The sequence below is a fragment of the Candidatus Nitrosomarinus catalina genome, assembly GCF_002156965.1.
Taxonomy (GTDB): Archaea; Thermoproteota; Nitrososphaeria; order Nitrososphaerales; family Nitrosopumilaceae; genus Nitrosopumilus; species Nitrosopumilus catalinensis.
In genome coordinates this window covers 146,057-166,751 of record NZ_CP021324.1, presented here as the reverse complement: position 1 = coordinate 166,751, position 20,695 = coordinate 146,057, and the positions used below count along the sequence as shown (strand labels likewise).

Below are 20,695 nucleotides of genomic sequence, written 5' to 3'. Positions count from 1 at the left end.
TTGTATGGATAAAATTTTAGTTTTAGACTTTGGTTCACAGTATAGTCATTTAATTTGTAGAAGAATTAGAGAGTTTTCCGTTTATGCAGAATTAGTACCATTTGATATTAGTTATGAAGAAATACAAAAACACAATCCAAAAGGAATAATTTTTTCAGGAGGACCATCAAGTGTTTATAGTTCAGAAGCTCCAGTACCAGAAAATAAAATTTTTGAGATGGATTTACCGCTTTTAGGAATTTGTTACGGACATCAATTAATTGTAGATAAATTTGGAGGTAAAGTAAAAAGAGCCAACAAAGAATATGGCTCTTCACTTTTAACAATAGATAATGATAGTGATTTGTTAAATGGTATTGGTGAATCGGTTCGTGCATGGATGAGTCATGGTGATGAAGCAGAAGAAATACCATCAGGATTCAAAATTATTGGGCATACTGAAGGGGCTAAAGCTGCAGCAATTGCATCAGATGAAAAATCAGTATACGGAATTCAATTTCATCCAGAGGTAGTGCACACAGAACAAGGTACTGAAATTCTCAAGAATTTTGTTCTAAAAGTTTGTAAAGCAAAACAAGAATGGACAATGGAAGGTTTTATCGATTCAGCAATAGAAAAAATTTCAAAAATTGATGGAAATGTATTATGTGGTGTTAGTGGAGGTATAGACTCTACAGTAGTAGCACTGTTAATTGACAAAGCCATTGGAGATAGACTCAAGTGTGTTTTTGTCAACAATGGTTTGTTAAGATTAAATGAAGAGAAAGAAGTGGAAGAGATGTTCAAAGATAATTTTAAAGTGAATTTTACATCAGTTGATGCAGGAAATCAATTCCTTGAAAAATTAAAAGGAGTAGAAGATCCGGAACTAAAAAGAAAAATTGTAGGTGAAGAATTTATTCATGTTTTTACAAATTTTGCTGAAAAAGAGGGTCCATTCAAATGGTTAGCACAAGGAACTTTGTATCCAGATGTAATTGAAAGTGGAGTTTCAAAAGGTCCAGCAGATGTAATTAAATCACATCATAATGTTGGAGGATTACCAGATTGGTTAAATTTAGAAATTTTGGAACCATTAAGAGAATTATACAAAGATGAAGTAAGACAAATTGCTAAAATTTTAGGTGTTCCTGAAAAACTTTTCATGAGACATCCATTTCCAGGTCCAGGATTATCAGTTAGAATTATGGGAGAAATTACTCAGACAAAATTACAGATTTCAAAGATTGCTAGTAAAATAGTTGAAGAGGAGTTAATGGAATCTGGATTCTATACAAAAGTTTGGCAGGCATATGCAGCAGTGGGAGATGATAAGGCTGTAGGAGTAGTTGGAGATGAGAGAAAATATGGAAACATAGTTATGATTAGAGTGGTAGATTCTATTGACGCAATGACTGCTGATTGGACTAGACTGCCACATGGAGTATTAGAAAAAATGAGTAATAGAATTACTAATGAAATTGAGGATGTTACTTGGGTGACATATACAATTTCAAGCAAACCACCAGCAACAATTGAGCCACAATAAGTGATATATTATGAATTATGAAAAAATCTGCGATGAAATTTTAGAGTTGAGTCAGAATATCAGATATGCAGCAGTTTATGATTATGGTGAATTACATGATAAAATAAAACCAGGTGTAAAATCTCACTTATCAAGAGAAGAAACTGAAACATCATTATCACAAGCAATTTACCGTTGGTCAACAAGAAAAAAAACTGCGGATAAAATTGGAACACCAATTTTTGCATTAGCAAAATATGAAAAAATTTACAGAATTACGATACCTATAGGAGGAGCAGGATTAATTTTGATTACTACAGAAATAGATGTAGATGTTAATCAAATTGTAGACAAGACTCTTGAAATTAGAAATTCACATATTGAAAATTAGTGATAAAAATGGATTTTCATGTCTTTGACACATATGTAAAAGCAAATGATGGTCATACAATGCACTTTGATGTGATTACTGATAAAAAAAATAATGAAGAAGCAATTGGGTTTGCAAAAGAATGGTTAAGATCAATTAATGAAAATGATTCCATAGTAACTAGTGAAGAGTGTAAATTTTGTCATTCAGAATCAGTTTCAGAAGATATAGAGATTGAGATTATGACAAACGGTTATTTTATTGTAGAAATGGAAGGATGTCCACAATAATTAATCCAAAAGTGCAGCTCCAAATACACCTGAAGAATCACCAAGTTTATTTTTCAAAATTGGTGTTTCAACAATATCTGAAAATACTTTTGAATATATGGAATTTTTTCCTTCATCGTACAAAAAATCAATATTTGATAAACCTCCACCAAGAATAATTGCATCAGGATCTAAGATATCAATAACATTTGCAAGACCGTAACCAAAATTTTCTAAAAATTCATTTTTCCAAGATTTACCAATTTTAGAATCTAAATTATCTATTATTTCAGGCATAGATTGAGTTAATCCAGTTAGTTGATTCCAACGTTTTTCTAAAGAAGGTCCACTCAGATATGTCTCCACACACCCTGATTTTCCACAGTAACAAGAATTTCCATTTTGATGTAAAGTATGATGACCCCATTCACCTGCAATATTGGTTCTTCCACAATGAAGGGAATCACGAATTACAATTCCACCACCTACACCAGTACCTAAAATTACACCAAAGACAAAATCAAATCCAATCCCAGCACCCATTTTGGATTCAGATAAAGCAAAACAATTTGCATCATTTTCAATAGAAATATTTTTTTTTAATTTATTTTCAAGATCTTTTTTTAATGATTTACCAATCAAACATTGAGTATTACTATTTTTGATAAGACCGCTATTTTTTGAAATTGCACCAGGACAACAAACTCCAATAGAAAAATTAGAAATATTTTGAGATACCTCATTTACCAAATTAACAATATTTTGAATAATTTTTTCATAATTATCTTTAGGCGTAGGAACTCTTTTTCTTTCTAAAATATTCAGGGATTCATCCAAAACAATAATTTCAGTTTTAGTACCGCCTAAATCAATACCAATTTTGTGCAATAATAATTTATGATTACTAGTAGGATTAAGTTTTAACTAAATTTATCCCATTGGAGGCATGCCGCCACCGCCACCTGGACCACCAGATATGGCAATAACATCATCAATTCTTAGTATCATGCATGCTGCTTCAGTTGCAGATTTGATGATTTGTTCTTTAACTGCAATTGGTTCTACAACATTAATTGCCATCATATCAGCAATTTTTGTATTTTTTGCATCAATACCTGTCCATTTTTGACCTTGGTTTTGTTTTGATCTTAAAGTGGCCATAGTGTCAATAGGGTCCATTCCTGCATTTTCGGCAATTGTTAATGGTATGATTTCTAATGCTTCAGCATATTTCTTAATTGCAAGTTGTTCTCTTCCATCAAAATTATCAGCCCAGTCTTTTAGTTGTGCTGCTGCAAATGATTCAGGAGCTCCTCCACCTGCAACAATTTCTGGTTTTTCAATTACATCTTTTACTACCATTAGTGAATCATGAATAGAACGGTCAACCTCATCTATTACTCTTTGAGTTCCTCCGCGAATTAGCAATGTAACGGATTGTGGATGTTTACAACCTTCAATGAATACCCATTTATCAGATTCAACTTTCTTTTGGTGAGCCAAATCTGCAGATCCAAGATCTTTTTCAGTTAAATCATCTAAATTACTAATTACACGTCCATCAGTAGCTTTTGAAAGTTTTATCATATCACTTTCTTTAACACGACGAATTGCCATGATGCCGTGCTTTGCAAGATAATGTTGTGCAATATCGTCAATTCCTTTTTGACAAATCAAAACATTGGCTCCAACATCATGTAATTTATCAACCATAGTTTTGAGCATTCTGTTTTCTTCTTCTAAGAACATTTGCATTTGAGTTGGATCAGTAATTCTAATTTCTGCACTCATTTCAGTTTTTTCAATTTCTAATGCAGAGTTTATCAATGCGATACTTGCCTTATCAATTCTAGTTGGCATTCCACTGTGAACAATTTCTTTATCTAAAACAATTCCTTTGATAATTTGTGTATCTTCGATTGAACCACCTGGTTTCTTTTCAACTTTAATATTTTCAAGATCAACAAAATATTCATCTCCTTTTTTGGTTGCAATGCTAAGAATTGCATCTACTACAATTTTTGATAAGCTACTACTATCTTCAGAAATTAATTTTGATTGCATACTTGTTGAAGCAATTTTTAGAAGTGATGCTTTGTCATCAGGTTCTACTTTTTTAGATAATTGTGAATAAATTTCAAGAACTTTTTCAGATGCTGCTTGAAAACCTTCAATAATAGTTGATGAATGAACATCTTTTTTCAAAAGATCTTCTGCTCTTGCTAATAATGCACCACCAAAAACTACAGAAGAAGTTGTTCCATCGCCTACTTCATTATCTACTGTTTTAGAAATCTCAACTATCATTTTGGCTGCTGGATGTTGAACATCAATTTCTTTGAGAATTGTTGCACCATCATTTGTAATTGTAACGTCACCTAAGGAATCTACTAGCATTTTATCAAGGCCACGAGGTCCAAGACTACTTTTAACTAATTCTGCAACTAGTTTTGCTGCAGCAATATTGTTTTGTTGTGCATCTTTACCTTTTTGTTGTAATGCACTTTCTTTAAGAACTAGTACAGGTCCATTTGGTCCTTGTTGAATTGATGCCATTTAGTTTCATTTTCGATTCTCAAAATCCCCCTTTTTAACATTGCCTAATTGATAGGCGAAATATAAGATCGTTTTTTAACATCAACAATTCCACCTGAAAGAATTCTTACAGAAGGTAGTGCTAGAAACGGCAAGAATAGAGGGATCAGATGAGGTCTTGCAAATTTACAACCTAAATCCACTATAGAATTATTGATCTGTTCAAAATTAGATGAAACAGTCTCAAAAGAGTCAGTCGAAACTATTCCTGCAAATTGTAAGGGTAAAGAGGCAAGAATTTTTCCAGATTTAACGACAACTAATCCACCTTGATTTTTGATTAAATGATTTGATGCAATTGCCATATCTGAATCATTAGAACCTAGTACAATCAAATCATTTTCATGAAAACTCCATGTTGAAGCAAATGCACCAATTTCAGCACCAAAATTTTCAAGAAATCCTATAGAGTGTTGACTTGTTCCATGAATTCTGTCAAATGCTGCAATTTTCCAAATATCTTTGTCTATTGATGCAGAAACAAAGCCATCCTTACAACTAAGCTCTGATTCACCTAATTTAGTAATAATTTCATTTAACATAAAAATTGTATTTGCTTTAACATGATCTTTTTTAGATTTAATTAGAAAATCATTTTTAGAGAATTTTTTTAGTTTAACAGTTTTTTTAATCCATTGAGAAATTACATTTCTTCTAATACGGGATACAAATGAACCATTTGAAACAACTAATTTTCCTCCAACAAAAACATGTTTTGGTTTAAATGATGTTAGATTATCAAAAACCAAAATATCAGCTAATTTTCCAGGTGCAATTCCCCCAAGGTCTTTTCCCATATTATAATAATCAAAATTATTTTTTGATGCCATCGTAACAGCATCTATAGGTTCTAAACCGAGTTCGATAGATTCTCTTATACAATAATCAATATGACCAAATTTAGAAATATCTAAGGGATCAAGACCATCAGAACAAAACATTAATCGATTACGGTATGTACCATGAGATAAAATATGTGGAATAATTTCTTTTAGATCACGGCGAATAGAACCTTCTCTAATCATTACCCACATCCCCAATCGTAATCTTTCTAATACTTGTTCAAAGTTAATTGGTTCATGACAAGAAAGAATTCCAGATGAAATATACGCATTAAGTTTTTTTCCACTTGCACCAGCAGTATGTCCATTGATAATACAATCATGTTCTAACATTGTTGAAAGCGATTTCATTGTTTTTGGTTCACGTGAAGTTACTTTAGTCCATGAAAAAACTTCACCCATTCCTATTACATGAGGATGTTTAATTGCAGATTTTTCTTGAGATAAAGTTAGAGATTTACTATTACTAAATTTGGCATCAACAGGAAGTCCTCCAGGAACTGTTTGAAATATTCTAATAGGTAAATTTTCACCTAATTTAAGAAATTCTTGAAAGCCTTTGTTGCCAGCTACACTTACAATATCAATAGGATCTGAAAAAAGAGAAGTTACACCACAAAGAAGAGCTTGTTTTGCAAATTCAGAAGGTAACACAAATTGATCAATATGTAAATGAGGATCTGCAAATCCAGGACTGACAAATTTATTTTTGATATCAATAATCTTAGTTTTCGGTCCTACAGTATGATTAGCATCTGGACCAACATATGCAATGCGATCATTAATTATTGCGATCTGAGTGTTTGGAATTATTTCTCTAGTGTAAACTGACAATAAGTTACAGTTTGTTAAGACCAGATTTGCTTTCTTTTCACCCATGGCAACAGAATTTAGAGAGTCAATTGAGACAGCTAGGCTTGAATCCATAATTTTGAATAAAATTTATGACTATTATAGGTTCAATGCTTAAATTACGGTTGAGAAGGTTTTGTTGATATGAACATTCCAAAGGTGATCAGAAAGTATTGTGCAAAATGTAAAACACATACTGACCAAAAGGTCTCCATTTACAAAGCTGGAAAGAGACGCGGTTCTGCTAGAGGTGAACGTCGTCACGCTGAACGTAAACAAGGTTATGGTGGACAAAAATTCCCAAAACTTGCAAAACCAGCTAAAGTTACTAAGAAAGTTACTCCTATTATGACATGTACTGTTTGTAAAAAGAAATACAATAAAACAGGTGTAAGAATTAAGAAATTTGAGTTGGTAGCAGCATGAAGAAAGATCACATTGGAGTTCCAAAACCATCAAGTAAGTTTCAAAAAGTTAATTGTGAAGAATGCGGTGAATTACAAATAATATATTCGCATGCATCAACAATTATCGCATGTAATTCATGTGGCAATACAATTTCAGAGCCAACTGGTTCTAAAGCAAAAATTAACGGAAAAGTTTCAGGTAGCGCCGAGTAATTCGTAATCTTCTTTTGTATTTAGATTTAATGCAATTCTTTTGTCATCAATGATAATATAATTTTCATGTAAATTTTGTGATGAATTAATTTTATTTGCATTAATTAATGAAATTCCAGTGTAATTACATTTCTGATTATCATGATTAACAAAATAATTGGATTCCAATCCTAGAGAAATTAAAAATTTGTTGGTTACTAAAATACTAGTCCAAGTTTTTTTCGGATCATAATTGCTAACAATTTTTTTTATTATTTCATTGTCTAAAAGAGGTAAATCGCCTGAAGTTACTAAAACAGAATCATTAATTGATTGAAGTACTAATGTTAAATCTTCAACATATCCAATTCCATTAGTATTAAAAATTTCAATATTATTTTCTTCTAATAATTTTTTTGTTTTTGGAGAATTAGAACTAGTTAAAGCTAAAATTTTTGAAAAACAATTTGATTCTTTTAAAGAATCAACTACATGAAAAATTACTGGTTTTTTATATTCAAGTAATAATTTTTCATTATCTAAATTCATTCTAGTGCCCTTACCACCGGCCATAATCAAACCAATCATAATGATACAAATACCATCAATGATGCTAAACGAGTTAATTCATTTGTAGAACCAAGAACATCTCCAGTAATACCACCAAAACTACGCGTAGAAATTCCTAAAATAATAAGAGTGACAACAAAAGTGACTGCAAGCATTACGAGTCCAGTTGTTTCACCAAGTAAAGCAACAGGAATAATCATAATTAGAAATGCTAGCATCAATTTTTTCTTATCCTTCATAGTTTGAATGAAGGATGAATTCGAGCCTACTGATGCAGAATTTCCCAAACTTGCCAATAAAACCATAGAGAATTTTGCTAAAATTTCACTAATCAAAATTGCCTTAAACAAATCAAATCCAGTTGTAAGTGAAATTGTAACAACTAATCCAATAAGATACAAAACAAGCGAGACAACTCCCGCAGAACCTGTAGAAAGATCCTTCATTGCGTTAAGTTTTTTCTCTTTAGTTCCTTTTACCATTAAACCATCAGCAAAATCAGCTAAACCATCAGCATGATGAATTCCTGTTAAAATTGCAATAGATGTAACTACAAGAAAACTAACTAGTATTGGATCCAAAAGAAAAGATAAACCAAAACCAAAACCACCAACTAAAATACCAATTATTATTCCTACAACAGGAAAGAGATACATGTATTTTGCAGTTTCATCTAATGTTGAATTCGATGATGGTATAATAGTTAAAAAAGAAAAAACTGAACCAATTTCTTTAAACATAAAGCCACCATCCAAGTATAGATAAAACAAAAATTATTGGAATAGTAATAATTCCAAAGAAAAGAATTGATGTCAACTTCATAATTTTAATTGCAGATAAAACATGATCCTTTGTTAGTATAATTTCCCCATCACCTAGCTTGTAATGATTGATTTTTTCAAATTTAGTTTCTAAAGCACCAGCTAATGCAGCCATCGGATATCCAGCATTAGGACTTTCAGTTTTTTTACCATCTCGAATCATTACTTTGTAAGAATTTTTCCAATTATTTTGTAAAATAGCTGCTGAAATAACCATAATTAATCCTGTAAGTCGAGATGGAATATAGTTTAAGATTGTATCACATTTAGCTGTAAACCATCCTAAATTTTTAAAAATATCATTTTTGTATCCAACCATTGAATCTGCAGTATTGATAATTCTATAGACAAATGCACCAAATAAACCAAAAAAGGCATAGTAAAACATTGGTCCAGTAATCCCATCAACAGTATTTTCACTAATACTTTCAAGTACGCCTGAAAGTACGTGGTTTTTGTCCAATTTTGTGGTATTTCGTTTTACAATCATTGACAAATAATTTCTAGCTAAATCGAGATCATTACTCTCCAATGAATCTAGTACACTAATTGCATGTTTTTCCATTCCACGAATTGCAATAGTTGTTTTGAGCAATAATGCACCTATGACTACTGATAAAATTAATGAAATGTAATCAACAGAAATCAAAGAGATTCCAAAATTTAGACCAGACAACAATAAAATGACTACACTAGAAATAATCATTATCATTATCATGCCTCCAATTTTTTCAAATGTTGAGTTTTGATTTTTTGTAATAGTAGTTAATTTTGCAATGAATGTTCCTATCCAAGCTGTTGGATGATAACGGTTTTTAGGATCTCCAAATTTCAAATCAAGTAATATTGCAAAACCAATGATAGCGATTGACTCAATAATCATTGTAACATTTTCTCAATTGAATTAATATCAATATTTGATTTAACAATTTTTGATAATTTGTTCAGTTCGTTATCAATTTTTTGTATATTTTTTTTATTCCAAACAATATCTTTAGGATTTGAATTAAGAGAATCCTCTTCAGGTAAGTTAAGTGGGATTAATGGAATTGTTCCAATTACAGGAACCTGTGTAATGGTTTTTAATTTTTTAAAACCAGGTTTTAAAACATCAATGTCTCCACGAAATTTATTAAAAATAAAGCCTTTAACTAATTTTTGATATTTTTTTTCAATGAGAGCCATTGTTCCAGCTAAACTTGCAAAAGAACCTCCTTTATCAATGTCAGTTACTAACAACACATTTGCATTTGCTTTTTTAGCCATTTTCATATTTGCAATATCATATTTTTGTAAATTAATTTCTGCAGGTGAACCTGCACCTTCCATAATTACCAAATCAAAATCTTTTTGTAAAGTCTTTAAAGATTTTGAGGCTAATTTCATACCTTCAGAATTTACAAACTTTTCATAGTATTCTTTTGCATGCATTTTTTTAAATCGCTTGCCATTCAAATAAACAACACTAGAATAATTTCCAACTGGTTTTAATAAAATTGGATTCAAATCTGGTGTAATATTACAACGTGCACCAAAAGCTTGAATCACTTGAGCACGAGAAATTTCAAAATCTGGTGTAATATATCCAAAATTAGACATATTTTGAGATTTGAATGGAGCAACTCGATAGCCTTTGTCTGAGAAGATTCTACACAAGGCAGCAACTAATGTTGTTTTTCCAGCACCTGAAGAAGTTCCTTGAATCATTAATGATTTCATTTAATCTTCTCCAATGCAGAAACTAATTTGACATTATCTTTATGGGATTTTACTGCTATTCGAATATAATGTTCATCTAATCCTCTAAAATTTTTACAATCACGAATTAAAATTTTATTTTTTAATAATTTTGTTTGTAATTTTGTCGAATTATATTTTGTTTTAATTAAAATAAAATTAGTCGAAGATGGAATACATTCAAATCCGTTAATAGAAGAAATTGAATTATTCAAATATTTTAATTCTTTTTTAATTATTAAATTAGATTTATTGATATGAGATTTATTTTTAATTACTTCATTTGCAGCATCTTGTGCCAAAGAATTTACACTCCATGGGATTTTTATTTTTTGTAAGATTTTAATTATTTCTTTAGAACCACAAGCATATCCAATTCTTATTCCAGGCAAACCAAATGATTTAGTTAAAGATCTTAGGATGAAAAGATTATCATATTTTTTTACATATGATATTACAGATTCATTGGAATCAGGAACTAATTCAATAAAACATTCATCAATGAAAACTAAAGTTTTTAATTTTTTTGCTTTAAGAATTATAGACAATAATTCTTTTTTTGATAGTAATTCTCCAGTAGGATTGTTAGGATTACATAAAAAAATGCATCCATTTTTTGGAATTTGTGAAATAAATGAATCTATGTCAGTAGACAGATTTAATGATTTAAAATATGAAATTTTACAGTCATTTAGTTTGACTGCTGTTTCATATTCTTGAAATGTTGGAACGTGAATTAATACTTTAGTTGTTTTTGATAAAAATGCATAACAAAAATTATAGAGGATTTCAATTGCACCATTTCCAACAATAATATTTGATTTAGATAAATGAGTATATTTTTCTAAACTTGAAATTACAGTTTCTGAATATGGATCTGGATAAAATTGAACTTTATCCAAATTTTTTTTAATTATTGATTTTACGGAATTTGGAATTCCTAAAGGAGTAATATTTGAACTAAAATCAATAATTATCTGATCGCTATTTTTTGAAGGAATTTTTCCTCCATGAATTACAGGAGAATGTCTACGAATAGATGATTTTGTGTTTATTTTCACAGTTCAAAATAGAATTGGCTAATTTAGTATGTTTTGGTAATTCTATAAACGATTATTAATTGAAACAGATCTATTTTCACATTATGGAGAAGAAAAAAGTTGCAATTATAGGGGTTACAGGTTCAGTAGGTCAAGAATTTGTACAATCATTAAATGATCATCCATGGTTTGAGGTGACTCAAATTGCAGCTTCAGAACGTTCTGCAGGTAAAAATTATCTTGAGGCTATTAGAAATGAAGGAGGAATTATCATGTGGGATGTAGGCGGAGAAATCCCAGAATATATCAAATCAATGACGGTTAAGAAAGTGGACGAATTAGATACATCACAATTAGACTTGGTATTCTCAGCAGTAGAATCACAAGCTGCAATAGACATTGAGACTAAAATGGCAGCAGAATTACCAGTAGTTTCAACTAGCTCTGCATATAGATACGAAGATGATGTTCCAATTCTCATTCCAGGAATTAACGATGAACAAACTGAATTATTAGAGACTCAAAAGAAAAATCGTAACTGGAAAGGATTTGTGGCACCACTACCAAATTGTACCACTACAGGATTAGCAATTACACTAAAACCACTACTTGAACAATATGGAGCAAAAAAAGTTATGATGACTTCAATGCAAGCAATTTCTGGTGGAGGAAAATCAGGTGTTTCAGCAATGGGAATTACAGATAACATTTTACCATATATTCCAAAAGAAGAAGGAAAAGTTAGATTAGAAACGAGAAAAATTTTAGGAAAACTAGTTGATGGTAAAATCATAGATGCAGATATTAGAATTAGTTGTACTTGCACTAGAGTTCCAGTAATTGATGGTCATACTGAATCAGTTTTTGTAGAAACAACAAAAGAAATTGATCCTTCAAAAGCTAAAGAAACTTACAATCAAAGTAACAAAGACATCTCAGTATTAGGATTACCTTCTGCTCCTAAAGATTACTATGCATTTCACGAAGATCCAACAAGGCCACAACCTAGAATGGAAAGAACTGTAGGTGATGGAATGACTACAACAATTGGAAGAGTTGAAAAAGAAGAATTATTTGATAATGGTTTGAAATACATGCTATTTTCACACAACAAGAAAATGGGTTCTGCAAAAGGAGCTGTTCTTTTAGCAGAAATGTTATACAAAAAAGGTAAAATTTAGAAATTAATTGTAATTTTTACAATAATAACTTTATAAGAACCAGAAATCCACATCGGTTTAGGTGTTTTAGACGACAAAAGTTGATGATTTAGACTTACAGATATTATCAGAATTATCAAATGATGCTTCAATTTCAGTTCCACGATTATCAAAAAAAATAGATGTTAACTCATCAGTAGTGTATTCAAGAATCAAAAGATTAGTAAAAAGAAAATTGATTGAACGTTTTACCATAGATGTTAATGATGCAGAATTAGGTTATGAAGTAAAAGCATTAACTGGAATTAATATCGATACCAAACAAAGAGATAATGTTATTGAACAATTATTCAAAATTGATGGAGTTAGAGAAGTTGCAGAAGTTACAGGTAGATTTGACATTTTAGTAACAATGTATTCAAGATCATTGGATCAAATGCACAAAATGGTTTCAGAGAAAATTGGAAGGGTTGAAGGAATTCAATCATCAGAGTCATTTATCGAGATGAAATCACGAACGAAAGCAATGCCATATATGCCATCAAATACTGGTGAATAATACATTGCAAGAACAGACAACTGGTTCAAGAGTCGCAGTTTATTATGAATTAACAAAACCAAAAATTTGGTATCTACTGGTATTTACTGCATTTGGTGCAGCATTGACAGCATCAAATATTTACAATATTCCAATTTCAATTGAGACTTGGGCATTAATGTTATTTTCAGTTGCAGCAGGTTCTGCAGCAGCTAATACTTTGACAAACTATCACGATAGAGATATTGATGCAATCATGGAAAGAACAAAAGATAGACCCCTTCCATCAAAGAGAATTTACCCTGCAGTTAAAGCAAGAAATTTTGGATTGGCATTGGCAGGCATATCATTGGTATTGGCTTTTGCAATTTCATTTACTACAACATTAGAGCAAGGAATATGGGCAACAATTTTCATTGCATTTGCATTAGTAAACAACATTATTGTTTATTCATATGTGCTAAAACGAAATTCTAGAACCAATATTATTTTAGGAGGACTATGTGGAGGTTCGCCTCCAATGATTGGTTGGGTAGCAGTAACTATGTCAGATTTATGGACAATGGGTCTTGCAATGGCTGGATTAGTGTTTATTTGGATTCCAATGCATATTTGGGCTTTAACATTACATTTCAAAGAAGATTATAACAAAGTAAATGTTCCAATGTTAACTGCAGTACAATCAGAAAAAACATCAGCAAGAGCTATTGCATTATCAACAGTTGTCATGGTATTATTTTCAATTGCACCATTTTTCATCACAACTGAAAATGGTGAAAATATGGTAGGTGATGTTTATTTGTGGACTGCAATTGCATCAGGAGCACTAATGTTAGGATTATCAGTTTGGGTTACAGTAAAACCAATGGAGACAGCTGCATGGACATTGTTTAAGTTTTCAAGTCCATATTTGGCTGTATTATTTATTGCATTAATGGTAGACTCTGCATTATAAGATACTGTCATTATTGTCTAAGCTATTGAGATCCTTTGTAATTTTATAATGATCTTTAACCAAATTTTCAACTTCAGTTTTTAATTCTGGAGAATTCCATTCAGATTTAATTAAAGAGGATAATTTGGCAACAATATTCCATTGTAATGTATTTTGTTCATCTATTAATTTTAGAAATTCTTTTCCTTTTTCATCATCATTCATAATTTTTCAATGAATTACAGCGATAAAAAAGTTAGTAAGGTAATTACATTATTTCAAAGTTTTATTAACAAATACCATTAATTTTTGATATTGCAGTGCAGTATTTCAGAATGTAAAGAAAAAGCCATACAAACTGTTAAAATTAGTTTTAAAGAGAATAGAAATTTGTGTAAAAAGCATTTGAAAATATTTGTAAATAAGGATGAAAAATATGTTCCAACTTTTTCTAAGGCCTCAAAATTCTAATTTTGTGCAATAATGAAATTTAATTATGACTAAAATTTTTGTAATATTATGACTAAAGCAATAGTTTTGGGTGGTTCTCGTGGGATTGGAAAAGCAATTTCAGATTCTTTAAAAACAATAGATATTGATGTTTTTGCAACTTCTCAAAAAGATATCGATACATCAAATTTGAATAGTGTCAAAGAATTTTTGAAAATAAATAATGAAACAGATATCTTAATTCTAAATACCGGAGGTCCAAAACCAAAACCATTTTCAACAGTTACTGAAGAAGATTGGAATAAGTATCACAATCAATTATTTCTAGGATTTGTTACCATATTACAAAATATCAAACTAAATGATGGAGGATACATATTTTTGATTAGCTCAAATGTAATAAAAGAACCAAATGAAAAATTAATTATTTCGTCAGCATATAGAGCAGCATTTTCAGAAGTTTTCAAAGTTTTGAGTAAAGAATATGCTCAAAATAATATTAGTTGTATCAATATTGCACCAGGACCAATTAACACAGATAGAACTCAAGAGCTTATTGAAAATGTAGAGGAATTTGAGAAAACATTACCAATGAAAAGACTTGGAAAACCTGAAGAGATTGGAAATTTTGTGAAAGCAATTATTGAAAACGATATCAAATATCTTTCAGGTGTAACAATAAATTTTGATGGTGCAAACTCAAATTATATATTTTAAATTAGATGAATTGAGAATTTATACAAGCAATTAGGAATTAAATTATGAAAGTAGTTTCAATCAAAGCAAAAGTACCAGTAATAGAAAATCATAAAGAAGAAACTTGTGGAGAAGATGAAATTATTGTCAAATTAAAAGCATGTGGTATTTGTGGTTCAGATATTGGAAATATTTTTGAAAAATCATCAAAACCTACTCATAAAATAGGTCATGAAATTTCAGGAATAGTCTCACAAATTGGTAAAAAAATTAAAGATTATCAAATAGGAGAGAAAATAATTATCAATCATCATTGTCCATGTGAAAATTGTCATTATTGTTTACATGGAAATGAAACAATGTGTGAAAAATTTACTGAAGAAATTAATCCGTGTGGATTAGCAGAAAAATTTAAAATTTCAAATTGGATAATTCAAAAAAAGGGAATTTTTAAAATTCCAGAAAAAATGTCGTTTAATGAAGCAACTCTGATAGAACCTTTAGCATGTTGTTTAAGAGCATGGAAAAAAATTCATGTACAAAGAAATGATTCAATAATGATATTTGGGTTTGGATTAATAGGAATTTTTCATTCAATAATTGCTAAGCAAAATGGACTTAAAACAACAATTGTTGATAATGATGATTTTAGAAAAAAATTTGGAAAAAATGAAAAATTAGGCAAGAATTTTTTAAATTTTAAAAATACAGAATTTAAAAAATATAATGAAAAAATTGATTTATGTATAATTGCAAATCACGATATAACATGCGTTAATGTAGCTGTAAATGTATTAAGAAAAGGTGGAACAATATTATTTTTTGGAGAACCTAGAGAAAATTCAATAATCAAATTAGACATGTCGTTAATTTATTCTAAAGAAATTAAAATAATTACCAGTTATTCTGCTACAAATAATAATTTTTTTGATGCAATGAATTTTATTTCAAAAAATAAAATTAAATTAAAAAAATTTATCACTCATGAATTTAAAATTGAAGATGCAGTAAAAGGTATAAAAATTGCAAAAAAAGGTAAAAAAAGAATTAAAGTGATAATTACTGCAAATAAATAATTTTTATTTAAAAAAATTCTCAATTAACTGTTTTATGTCTATAGCAGATACTATTTTATCAAGATTCGAATTAAATGAAGTTCCAATTAGAGGTAGATTATCATCTGTTGGAATTAATCCATGTGAGCCTTTTATTAACGAAGTATCATGGGATATTTGTTTAGTTTTAAAATCAAAAAATAATTCCAGTGGATCATAACCGGGTTTTCTATGAATATCTACAGAAAATGTGAAATCAGGTGCATATTTGACATCATCCCACCAATAATAATTGAACCATGAATCAGTATTAGCGCATAAAATTAAATTTCCACTTTTTTGATGATTGATTTTTAATTCCTTTTGTAATTTTGAGTCCAAAATTATTCCTAAATTTTTATTTTTTAGAATTTGATAAACCTCATCCTCATAACCAGGATTAATGTAAATATGAGCAATCTGATGATCAACCATTGCAAATGCTTTACTAAATTCATAATCGATGTAATCTTTTCCTTCAATTCTTCTAGTAGAAAGTAATCCAGCTTGTCGTAAGATTAAATTCGGGGAAATAGATTTACTGACTGAATTAAAAGTATACTCAGATAAAATAATAATTTCATATTCATCATTAAATTCTTGATTCAAAAAGAGTGAAAAATCACCCAATAGATTATCTAATTCCATTACACTGTCTTTGAATTCATCACTGTCAGGACCAAATTTTTGAGAAGTGTAGTCAAGGTGTGGAAGATAAATAATCAAAAGATCAGGTTTATGAGTCTCAATAGTTTTTTTTGCTGAATTAATTATCCAAGTACTAGATTGTATCGATGAAAATGGACCCCAATAGGATTTAAGATCAAAATTACCAATAGATTCACTAATTTTTTCATAAAAATTTTCTGGTTTAGAATAACACCACATAATCATTTTATCATCAAGGTGAATAGGTTTTGGAGTGATTACTACATCAGAGTTAGCATAAAGGGAATTTTGTAAAAATAACAATCCAGATTTGAAGTCAGGTAATTTTTTTTTTAATGTATCCCAAATTCTAGGTGAATTTACTAAATCAGATGATTGTTCCCAAAAAGACACATGCTTCAAAATTTGGTCATAGTATCCATTAGATATTATTCCATGTTCAGAAGGATAAGTTCCAGAAAAAATTGATGCTTGAACACTACATGTAACTGCAGGAAAAGAAGGTTTAAACGAAGAAACAGAACCCATTTCTAAAATTTTAGAAATATTTTGAGGTTTTATTTCAGTATATTGTTTTTTTGATAAACCCACAATATCTAAAACAATTAATTTTTTCATAATTAGTATAAAAATTAGATAGAAATAAACCCATTTCAATTATGTTAGATACAATTTTTTTGATATAGCATATGCAGGTAAAATTAGTAACGATACAAAGATAGGAAATTGTAAAGGTACAAAAAATGAAATTATGATAGAATCTAATAAAATAATTAATAGTAATTGAAATGTAATTTGATTTTGAATTTTTTTAAAAAACAAAGAATATAGAGATAAAGAAGAAAATAATCCTAAAAATAGTAATGATTCAAATTGAAAATTATTAACTACGAAAATAGATACACATGCAATAGTAGTAATAATCATAATTTTATTCAATTTTTTATAAATTATTTGATTTGATTTTACTTCATTTTTAGCAAGTATACTAATTCCAAAGACAAAAATTCCTAAAGGGATCAAATATTGAATATATTGAAAAGAAATACCAATAATTGAGAATCCTAATAAAATATTTAACATTCTAATTATTGATAAATTAATAATCCCTAAGAATGAAATAGATTTTAATTTAAAATTATAAAATAATATTGCACATGTTAAAATTAATGAAATAATTAATGAGTCAAATCCAAGAAATGAAGCAGAAATATTTGCCATTATGAGAAAAATGAATCCAATTAATAATGCATTTTTTTTTGAAATTTTTCCTGAAGCTAAAGGCCTTAATGATCTTTCTTTTTTATCAAGATCATAATCAAAATAATCATTAAAAATCATGCCTGAACAAAATAACATGCCTGAAGTAGTAAGAAGATAGGGTAAAAGAAATATTTCAGAATTAAATGTGAATGAAAAAAAGTAACCTACCAAAACATTACTAAATGCTGTAAAAATACCAGGAAGTCTTATCAGTTGTAAATATTCCTTAAACATTTTCAATTAAAGATTTTAGATAGGTCATAGATTCTATTGCTGCATCTTGAGGATTATTTTGATAAGGATAAAGTTCAACCGTAACATATCCAGTATAATTAATAGAATTTAATGAAGTAAAAAATTTTTTAAAATCAATTGCGCCATGACCAGGAATTAAATGATGATGTTTTTTTGAATATGCAATATCTTCTAAATGAATATGCTTGATGTAATCATGTAAATTAATAATTAATTTTTCAGGATCTTCATTTACACAAAAAAAATGTCCGATATCAAAATTTAACCCTAAATATTTTGAATCGAACTTTTCAATAAATCTAACAAATTGACTTGAATTTTCTATTAATAATTCAGGTTCAGGTTCTATAAGTAAATGGACACCCAAATCTTCAGCTAAAGGTAGAACTTCAAGTAAACCCTCTTGAAAAATTTCTAATTCTTTTTCAGATGATTGATTTGTTTTAGGACCACCAGGTTCTGTAGAAACAGATTTTGCACCCAGTAAACTAGCTAAGTATAAACAATTTTTAGTATGATCTATTCTTTTTTGTCTATATGTTTTGGATTCTTCAATCCAAGATGGATGATGAAAATCATCTATAGCAGTCATCATAAATCCATTTAGATTTGAAATAGACATAGAATTTTTTTTAAGAGAATTATGAATTGATTGAATTTTTTCATTGGGAAGAGGAGGAAAAGCATGAGGCACATCACACATAATTTCTATTGAATCATAACCAGCAAAATGAATTGAATCAATACAGTCTTCAATGGAATAATTTCTATATGCATTTGAGCTAAATGCAAGTTTCATTTTATTCAAGAGAACGGTAATTTTTAGATTGTTTAAAAAAAGTATTTGGATTTAAAAACAAAACTTTTTCAATTTCTTTTTCACTGAATCCATTTGAATTCATTTCAAGAGCAGTTTTAGGAACACTTAATGGATCAGATACGCCCCAATCTGCAGAACTATTTATCAAAATTTTATCAGTACCAAATTCTTTTAATATATTTACAGCACGAAAAGGACTTAATTTTGTATTTGGATAAACAGTAATTCCAGAATAAACATCATATGAAAGAGATAATTCAATAGTTTCTTCATTATTATGATCTAAGATTATTCGTGATTGTTCGATTTGTAATTCATCAATTATTTCAAAAGTTTTCTTTGTTCCTTCAAGTTTATTCACATGTGGTGTGTGTATTATAATAGGAATTTTTAGATTATCAGCCAATATCAGTTGTTTTCTAAAAATATCTTCTTCCTGTTTAGTCATTGAATCAAAACCTATTTCACCTAAAGCAATTACATTATCCCTAACAAGAAAATCTTCAATAATTTCTAATGAATCATTTGCAAATTTTTTATTATTTGCTTCTTTTGGGTTAATAGAAATTGCACAATAATGATCAATACCAAATTCAGCAGCCCTATTATGTTCAAAAGTTATAATATATTCCCAATAATCTTTTAAAGTTTCATAAGATGTACGTTCTTGACCTAACCAAAAGGATGGTTCAATTACTGCTTTAATTCCAGATAAGGCCATTTTTTGATAATCATCAGTAGTTCTAGAATACATGTGGATATGAGGATCAATGAATTTCAATTTATTTGATTAAATTTTTTAAATAATTAAAAGCCTTTGACGCGGCATCTTCAGGAGATTGATAATAAGTGTATAATTCTGCAGTAAGAAATCCAGAATAACTAATGTAATTTAAAGAATCATATAATTTTTTGAAATCAATTTCTCCCTCACCGGGCAATAAATGATAATGAATGTTATTTTTACAATCACTAATATGAGTATGAATAATTTTTTTACCAAACTTTTGAATTATATCAGATAGATTTTCTTCATTAACTGCAGCGTGACAGGTATCAAGATTTAATCCAAGATTTTTAAAATCTTTAGAAATTAAATTCCATACTTTATTAGAATTATCTATTAGAAGACCAGGTTCATATTCAATTCCAATTAAAATATTTTTTTTTTCGGCATACTGACTAATTTGAATTAAAGAATCATAAAAAAGATCTAAACATAATTGAGAATTTTTTAAATCTTGAATACCAGATGTGATAGAAATAGATTTACAATTAAGATTTTCAGCAAGATCGATAGATTGTTTAGTGTATTCTAATCTCCATTTTCGAAATTTTTCATTAGTATTTGATAATGATGGTTCAAATTTTTCTCCAGAAAAATTTTTTGACCAACCAAGAACAGTGTTAGAATTAAGATTTGTTACATTTACGTTATTTACAATTAAAGATTGTTTAATTTGAGCAATTTTTTCCATAGTTATAGGTAAAAAAACATGAGGTATGTCTAGAACAATTTCAACCCCATCATATCCAGTTTTTGATATTTTTTCAATGGCATCTAATAAAGTGTAATTAGAAAATGCATTTACACTAAATCCAAGTTTCATTTTA

Annotated in this window: 24 protein-coding genes and 1 pseudogene; 11 read left to right on the top strand and 14 right to left on the bottom strand. The window is 29.1% G+C overall.

Annotated elements, in window-relative coordinates; all coding sequences use genetic code 11:
* Positions 1 to 4 precede the first annotated feature (4 nt).
* The 3 genes from guaA to NMSP_RS00895 are packed head-to-tail and all read left to right on the top strand — an operon-like array spanning position 5 to position 2,167.
* The gene (gene guaA, locus NMSP_RS00905) at positions 5 to 1,528 is read left to right on the top strand and encodes a glutamine-hydrolyzing GMP synthase (RefSeq protein WP_086907040.1); all 1,524 of its coding nucleotides are present in this window, start codon (positions 5 to 7) and stop codon (positions 1,526 to 1,528) included.
* Positions 1,529 to 1,538: 10 nt separating this feature from the next.
* On the top strand, positions 1,539 to 1,898 hold the full coding sequence (locus tag NMSP_RS00900) for a hypothetical protein (RefSeq protein WP_086907039.1): 360 nt from the start codon (positions 1,539 to 1,541) through the stop codon (positions 1,896 to 1,898).
* 8 nt (positions 1,899 to 1,906) lie between these two features.
* A complete protein-coding gene (locus NMSP_RS00895) occupies positions 1,907 to 2,167 on the top strand; it encodes a DUF2024 family protein (RefSeq protein ID WP_086907038.1) in 261 nt (86 codons plus the stop codon).
* Here NMSP_RS00895 and NMSP_RS00890 read toward each other — a convergent pair whose 3' ends face one another.
* From NMSP_RS00890 to NMSP_RS00880, 3 genes are read right to left on the bottom strand one after another with little or no spacing between them, the layout of a single operon-like run.
* The gene (locus NMSP_RS00890; RefSeq protein WP_086907037.1) at positions 2,168 to 3,034 is read right to left on the bottom strand and encodes an ROK family protein; all 867 of its coding nucleotides are present in this window, start codon (positions 3,032 to 3,034) and stop codon (positions 2,168 to 2,170) included.
* A 42-nt stretch (positions 3,035 to 3,076) separates the two neighbouring features.
* Positions 3,077 to 4,702: a thermosome subunit beta gene (gene thsB / locus NMSP_RS00885; protein ID WP_086907036.1), complete on the bottom strand. Its 1,626-nt coding sequence runs from the start codon at positions 4,700 to 4,702 to the stop codon at positions 3,077 to 3,079.
* A gap of 44 nt (positions 4,703 to 4,746) precedes the next feature.
* On the bottom strand, positions 4,747 to 6,462 hold the full coding sequence (locus NMSP_RS00880) for an adenine deaminase (protein ID WP_086908307.1): 1,716 nt from the start codon (positions 6,460 to 6,462) through the stop codon (positions 4,747 to 4,749).
* Positions 6,463 to 6,579: 117 nt separating this feature from the next.
* Here NMSP_RS00880 and NMSP_RS00875 point away from each other — a divergent pair, with 117 nt between their 5' ends.
* Positions 6,580 to 6,861 (top strand): 50S ribosomal protein L44e, encoded by a 282-nt coding sequence (locus NMSP_RS00875; protein ID WP_086907035.1) that lies wholly within the window; start codon positions 6,580 to 6,582, stop codon positions 6,859 to 6,861.
* Positions 6,858 to 7,055, top strand: coding sequence for a 30S ribosomal protein S27e (locus NMSP_RS00870; protein WP_086907034.1), 198 nt, complete (start codon positions 6,858 to 6,860; stop codon positions 7,053 to 7,055). Before NMSP_RS00875 ends, NMSP_RS00870 begins: the two co-directional genes overlap by 4 nt.
* On the opposite strand, the gene NMSP_RS00865 is transcribed toward NMSP_RS00870, so the two are convergent.
* The 5 genes from NMSP_RS00865 to NMSP_RS00845 are packed head-to-tail and all read right to left on the bottom strand — an operon-like array spanning position 7,038 to position 11,223.
* The gene (locus tag NMSP_RS00865; protein WP_086907033.1) at positions 7,038 to 7,622 is read right to left on the bottom strand and encodes an NTP transferase domain-containing protein; all 585 of its coding nucleotides are present in this window, start codon (positions 7,620 to 7,622) and stop codon (positions 7,038 to 7,040) included. The genes NMSP_RS00870 and NMSP_RS00865 overlap by 18 nt on opposite strands.
* Positions 7,619 to 8,344 carry an adenosylcobinamide-GDP ribazoletransferase gene (gene cobS / locus NMSP_RS00860; RefSeq protein ID WP_086907032.1) on the bottom strand — a complete coding sequence of 242 codons (726 nt, stop codon included), beginning with the start codon at positions 8,342 to 8,344 and terminating at the stop codon, positions 7,619 to 7,621. The genes NMSP_RS00865 and cobS overlap by 4 nt, the downstream gene beginning before the upstream one ends.
* On the bottom strand, positions 8,337 to 9,308 hold the full coding sequence (locus NMSP_RS00855; RefSeq protein WP_086907031.1) for a cobalamin biosynthesis protein: 972 nt from the start codon (positions 9,306 to 9,308) through the stop codon (positions 8,337 to 8,339). Before NMSP_RS00855 ends, cobS begins: the two co-directional genes overlap by 8 nt.
* Positions 9,305 to 10,144 (bottom strand): cobyric acid synthase, encoded by an 840-nt coding sequence (locus NMSP_RS00850; protein WP_086907030.1) that lies wholly within the window; start codon positions 10,142 to 10,144, stop codon positions 9,305 to 9,307. The genes NMSP_RS00855 and NMSP_RS00850 overlap by 4 nt, the downstream gene beginning before the upstream one ends.
* Complete coding sequence (locus NMSP_RS00845; protein WP_086907029.1) at positions 10,141 to 11,223, bottom strand: pyridoxal phosphate-dependent aminotransferase; 1,083 nt, start codon at positions 11,221 to 11,223, stop codon at positions 10,141 to 10,143. The genes NMSP_RS00850 and NMSP_RS00845 overlap by 4 nt, the downstream gene beginning before the upstream one ends.
* A gap of 83 nt (positions 11,224 to 11,306) precedes the next feature.
* Between NMSP_RS00845 and asd the strand changes: the two genes are divergently transcribed.
* The 4 genes and pseudogenes from asd to cyoE all read left to right on the top strand — a co-directional run bounded on the left by asd (position 11,307) and on the right by cyoE (position 13,855).
* Entirely contained in the window at positions 11,307 to 12,383 is a 1,077-nt protein-coding gene (asd, locus tag NMSP_RS00840; protein WP_086907028.1) for an aspartate-semialdehyde dehydrogenase, read from the top strand.
* A gap of 100 nt (positions 12,384 to 12,483) precedes the next feature.
* Positions 12,484 to 12,546: pseudogene (locus tag NMSP_RS08740) on the top strand (Lrp/AsnC family transcriptional regulator); the annotation flags it as partial.
* Positions 12,547 to 12,597: 51 nt separating this feature from the next.
* On the top strand, positions 12,598 to 12,921 hold the full coding sequence (locus NMSP_RS00835; protein WP_264080396.1) for an Lrp/AsnC family transcriptional regulator: 324 nt from the start codon (positions 12,598 to 12,600) through the stop codon (positions 12,919 to 12,921).
* A 4-nt stretch (positions 12,922 to 12,925) separates the two neighbouring features.
* The gene (gene cyoE, locus NMSP_RS00830; RefSeq protein WP_086908306.1) at positions 12,926 to 13,855 is read left to right on the top strand and encodes a heme o synthase; all 930 of its coding nucleotides are present in this window, start codon (positions 12,926 to 12,928) and stop codon (positions 13,853 to 13,855) included.
* Here the strand turns inward: cyoE and NMSP_RS00825 are convergent.
* Positions 13,850 to 14,059: a hypothetical protein gene (locus tag NMSP_RS00825; RefSeq protein ID WP_086907026.1), complete on the bottom strand. Its 210-nt coding sequence runs from the start codon at positions 14,057 to 14,059 to the stop codon at positions 13,850 to 13,852. The two genes, cyoE and NMSP_RS00825, sit on opposite strands and share 6 nt — an antisense overlap.
* A gap of 294 nt (positions 14,060 to 14,353) precedes the next feature.
* Between NMSP_RS00825 and NMSP_RS00820 the strand changes: the two genes are divergently transcribed.
* Together NMSP_RS00820 and NMSP_RS00815 are read left to right on the top strand one after the other, a co-directional pair.
* Complete coding sequence (locus NMSP_RS00820; protein WP_086907025.1) at positions 14,354 to 15,001, top strand: SDR family oxidoreductase; 648 nt, start codon at positions 14,354 to 14,356, stop codon at positions 14,999 to 15,001.
* Positions 15,002 to 15,045: 44 nt separating this feature from the next.
* Positions 15,046 to 16,056 carry an alcohol dehydrogenase catalytic domain-containing protein gene (locus NMSP_RS00815; RefSeq protein WP_086907024.1) on the top strand — a complete coding sequence of 337 codons (1,011 nt, stop codon included), beginning with the start codon at positions 15,046 to 15,048 and terminating at the stop codon, positions 16,054 to 16,056.
* Positions 16,057 to 16,059: 3 nt separating this feature from the next.
* On the opposite strand, the gene NMSP_RS00810 is transcribed toward NMSP_RS00815, so the two are convergent.
* From NMSP_RS00810 to NMSP_RS00790, 5 genes are read right to left on the bottom strand one after another with little or no spacing between them, the layout of a single operon-like run.
* Positions 16,060 to 17,361 (bottom strand): alkaline phosphatase family protein, encoded by a 1,302-nt coding sequence (locus tag NMSP_RS00810; RefSeq protein WP_086907023.1) that lies wholly within the window; start codon positions 17,359 to 17,361, stop codon positions 16,060 to 16,062.
* A 39-nt stretch (positions 17,362 to 17,400) separates the two neighbouring features.
* Positions 17,401 to 18,240 (bottom strand): UbiA family prenyltransferase, encoded by an 840-nt coding sequence (locus NMSP_RS00805; protein ID WP_152023794.1) that lies wholly within the window; start codon positions 18,238 to 18,240, stop codon positions 17,401 to 17,403.
* Positions 18,233 to 19,060, bottom strand: a complete 828-nt coding sequence (locus NMSP_RS00800) for a sugar phosphate isomerase/epimerase family protein (protein ID WP_086908305.1) — start codon at positions 19,058 to 19,060, stop codon at positions 18,233 to 18,235. The genes NMSP_RS00805 and NMSP_RS00800 overlap by 8 nt, the downstream gene beginning before the upstream one ends.
* Position 19,061: 1 nt before the next feature.
* Positions 19,062 to 19,862, bottom strand: coding sequence for a TatD family hydrolase (locus tag NMSP_RS00795; protein WP_225971294.1), 801 nt, complete (start codon positions 19,860 to 19,862; stop codon positions 19,062 to 19,064).
* Position 19,863: 1 nt separating this feature from the next.
* Complete coding sequence (locus NMSP_RS00790; protein ID WP_152023793.1) at positions 19,864 to 20,691, bottom strand: sugar phosphate isomerase/epimerase family protein; 828 nt, start codon at positions 20,689 to 20,691, stop codon at positions 19,864 to 19,866.
* Between the last annotated feature and the right edge of the window lie 4 nt (positions 20,692 to 20,695).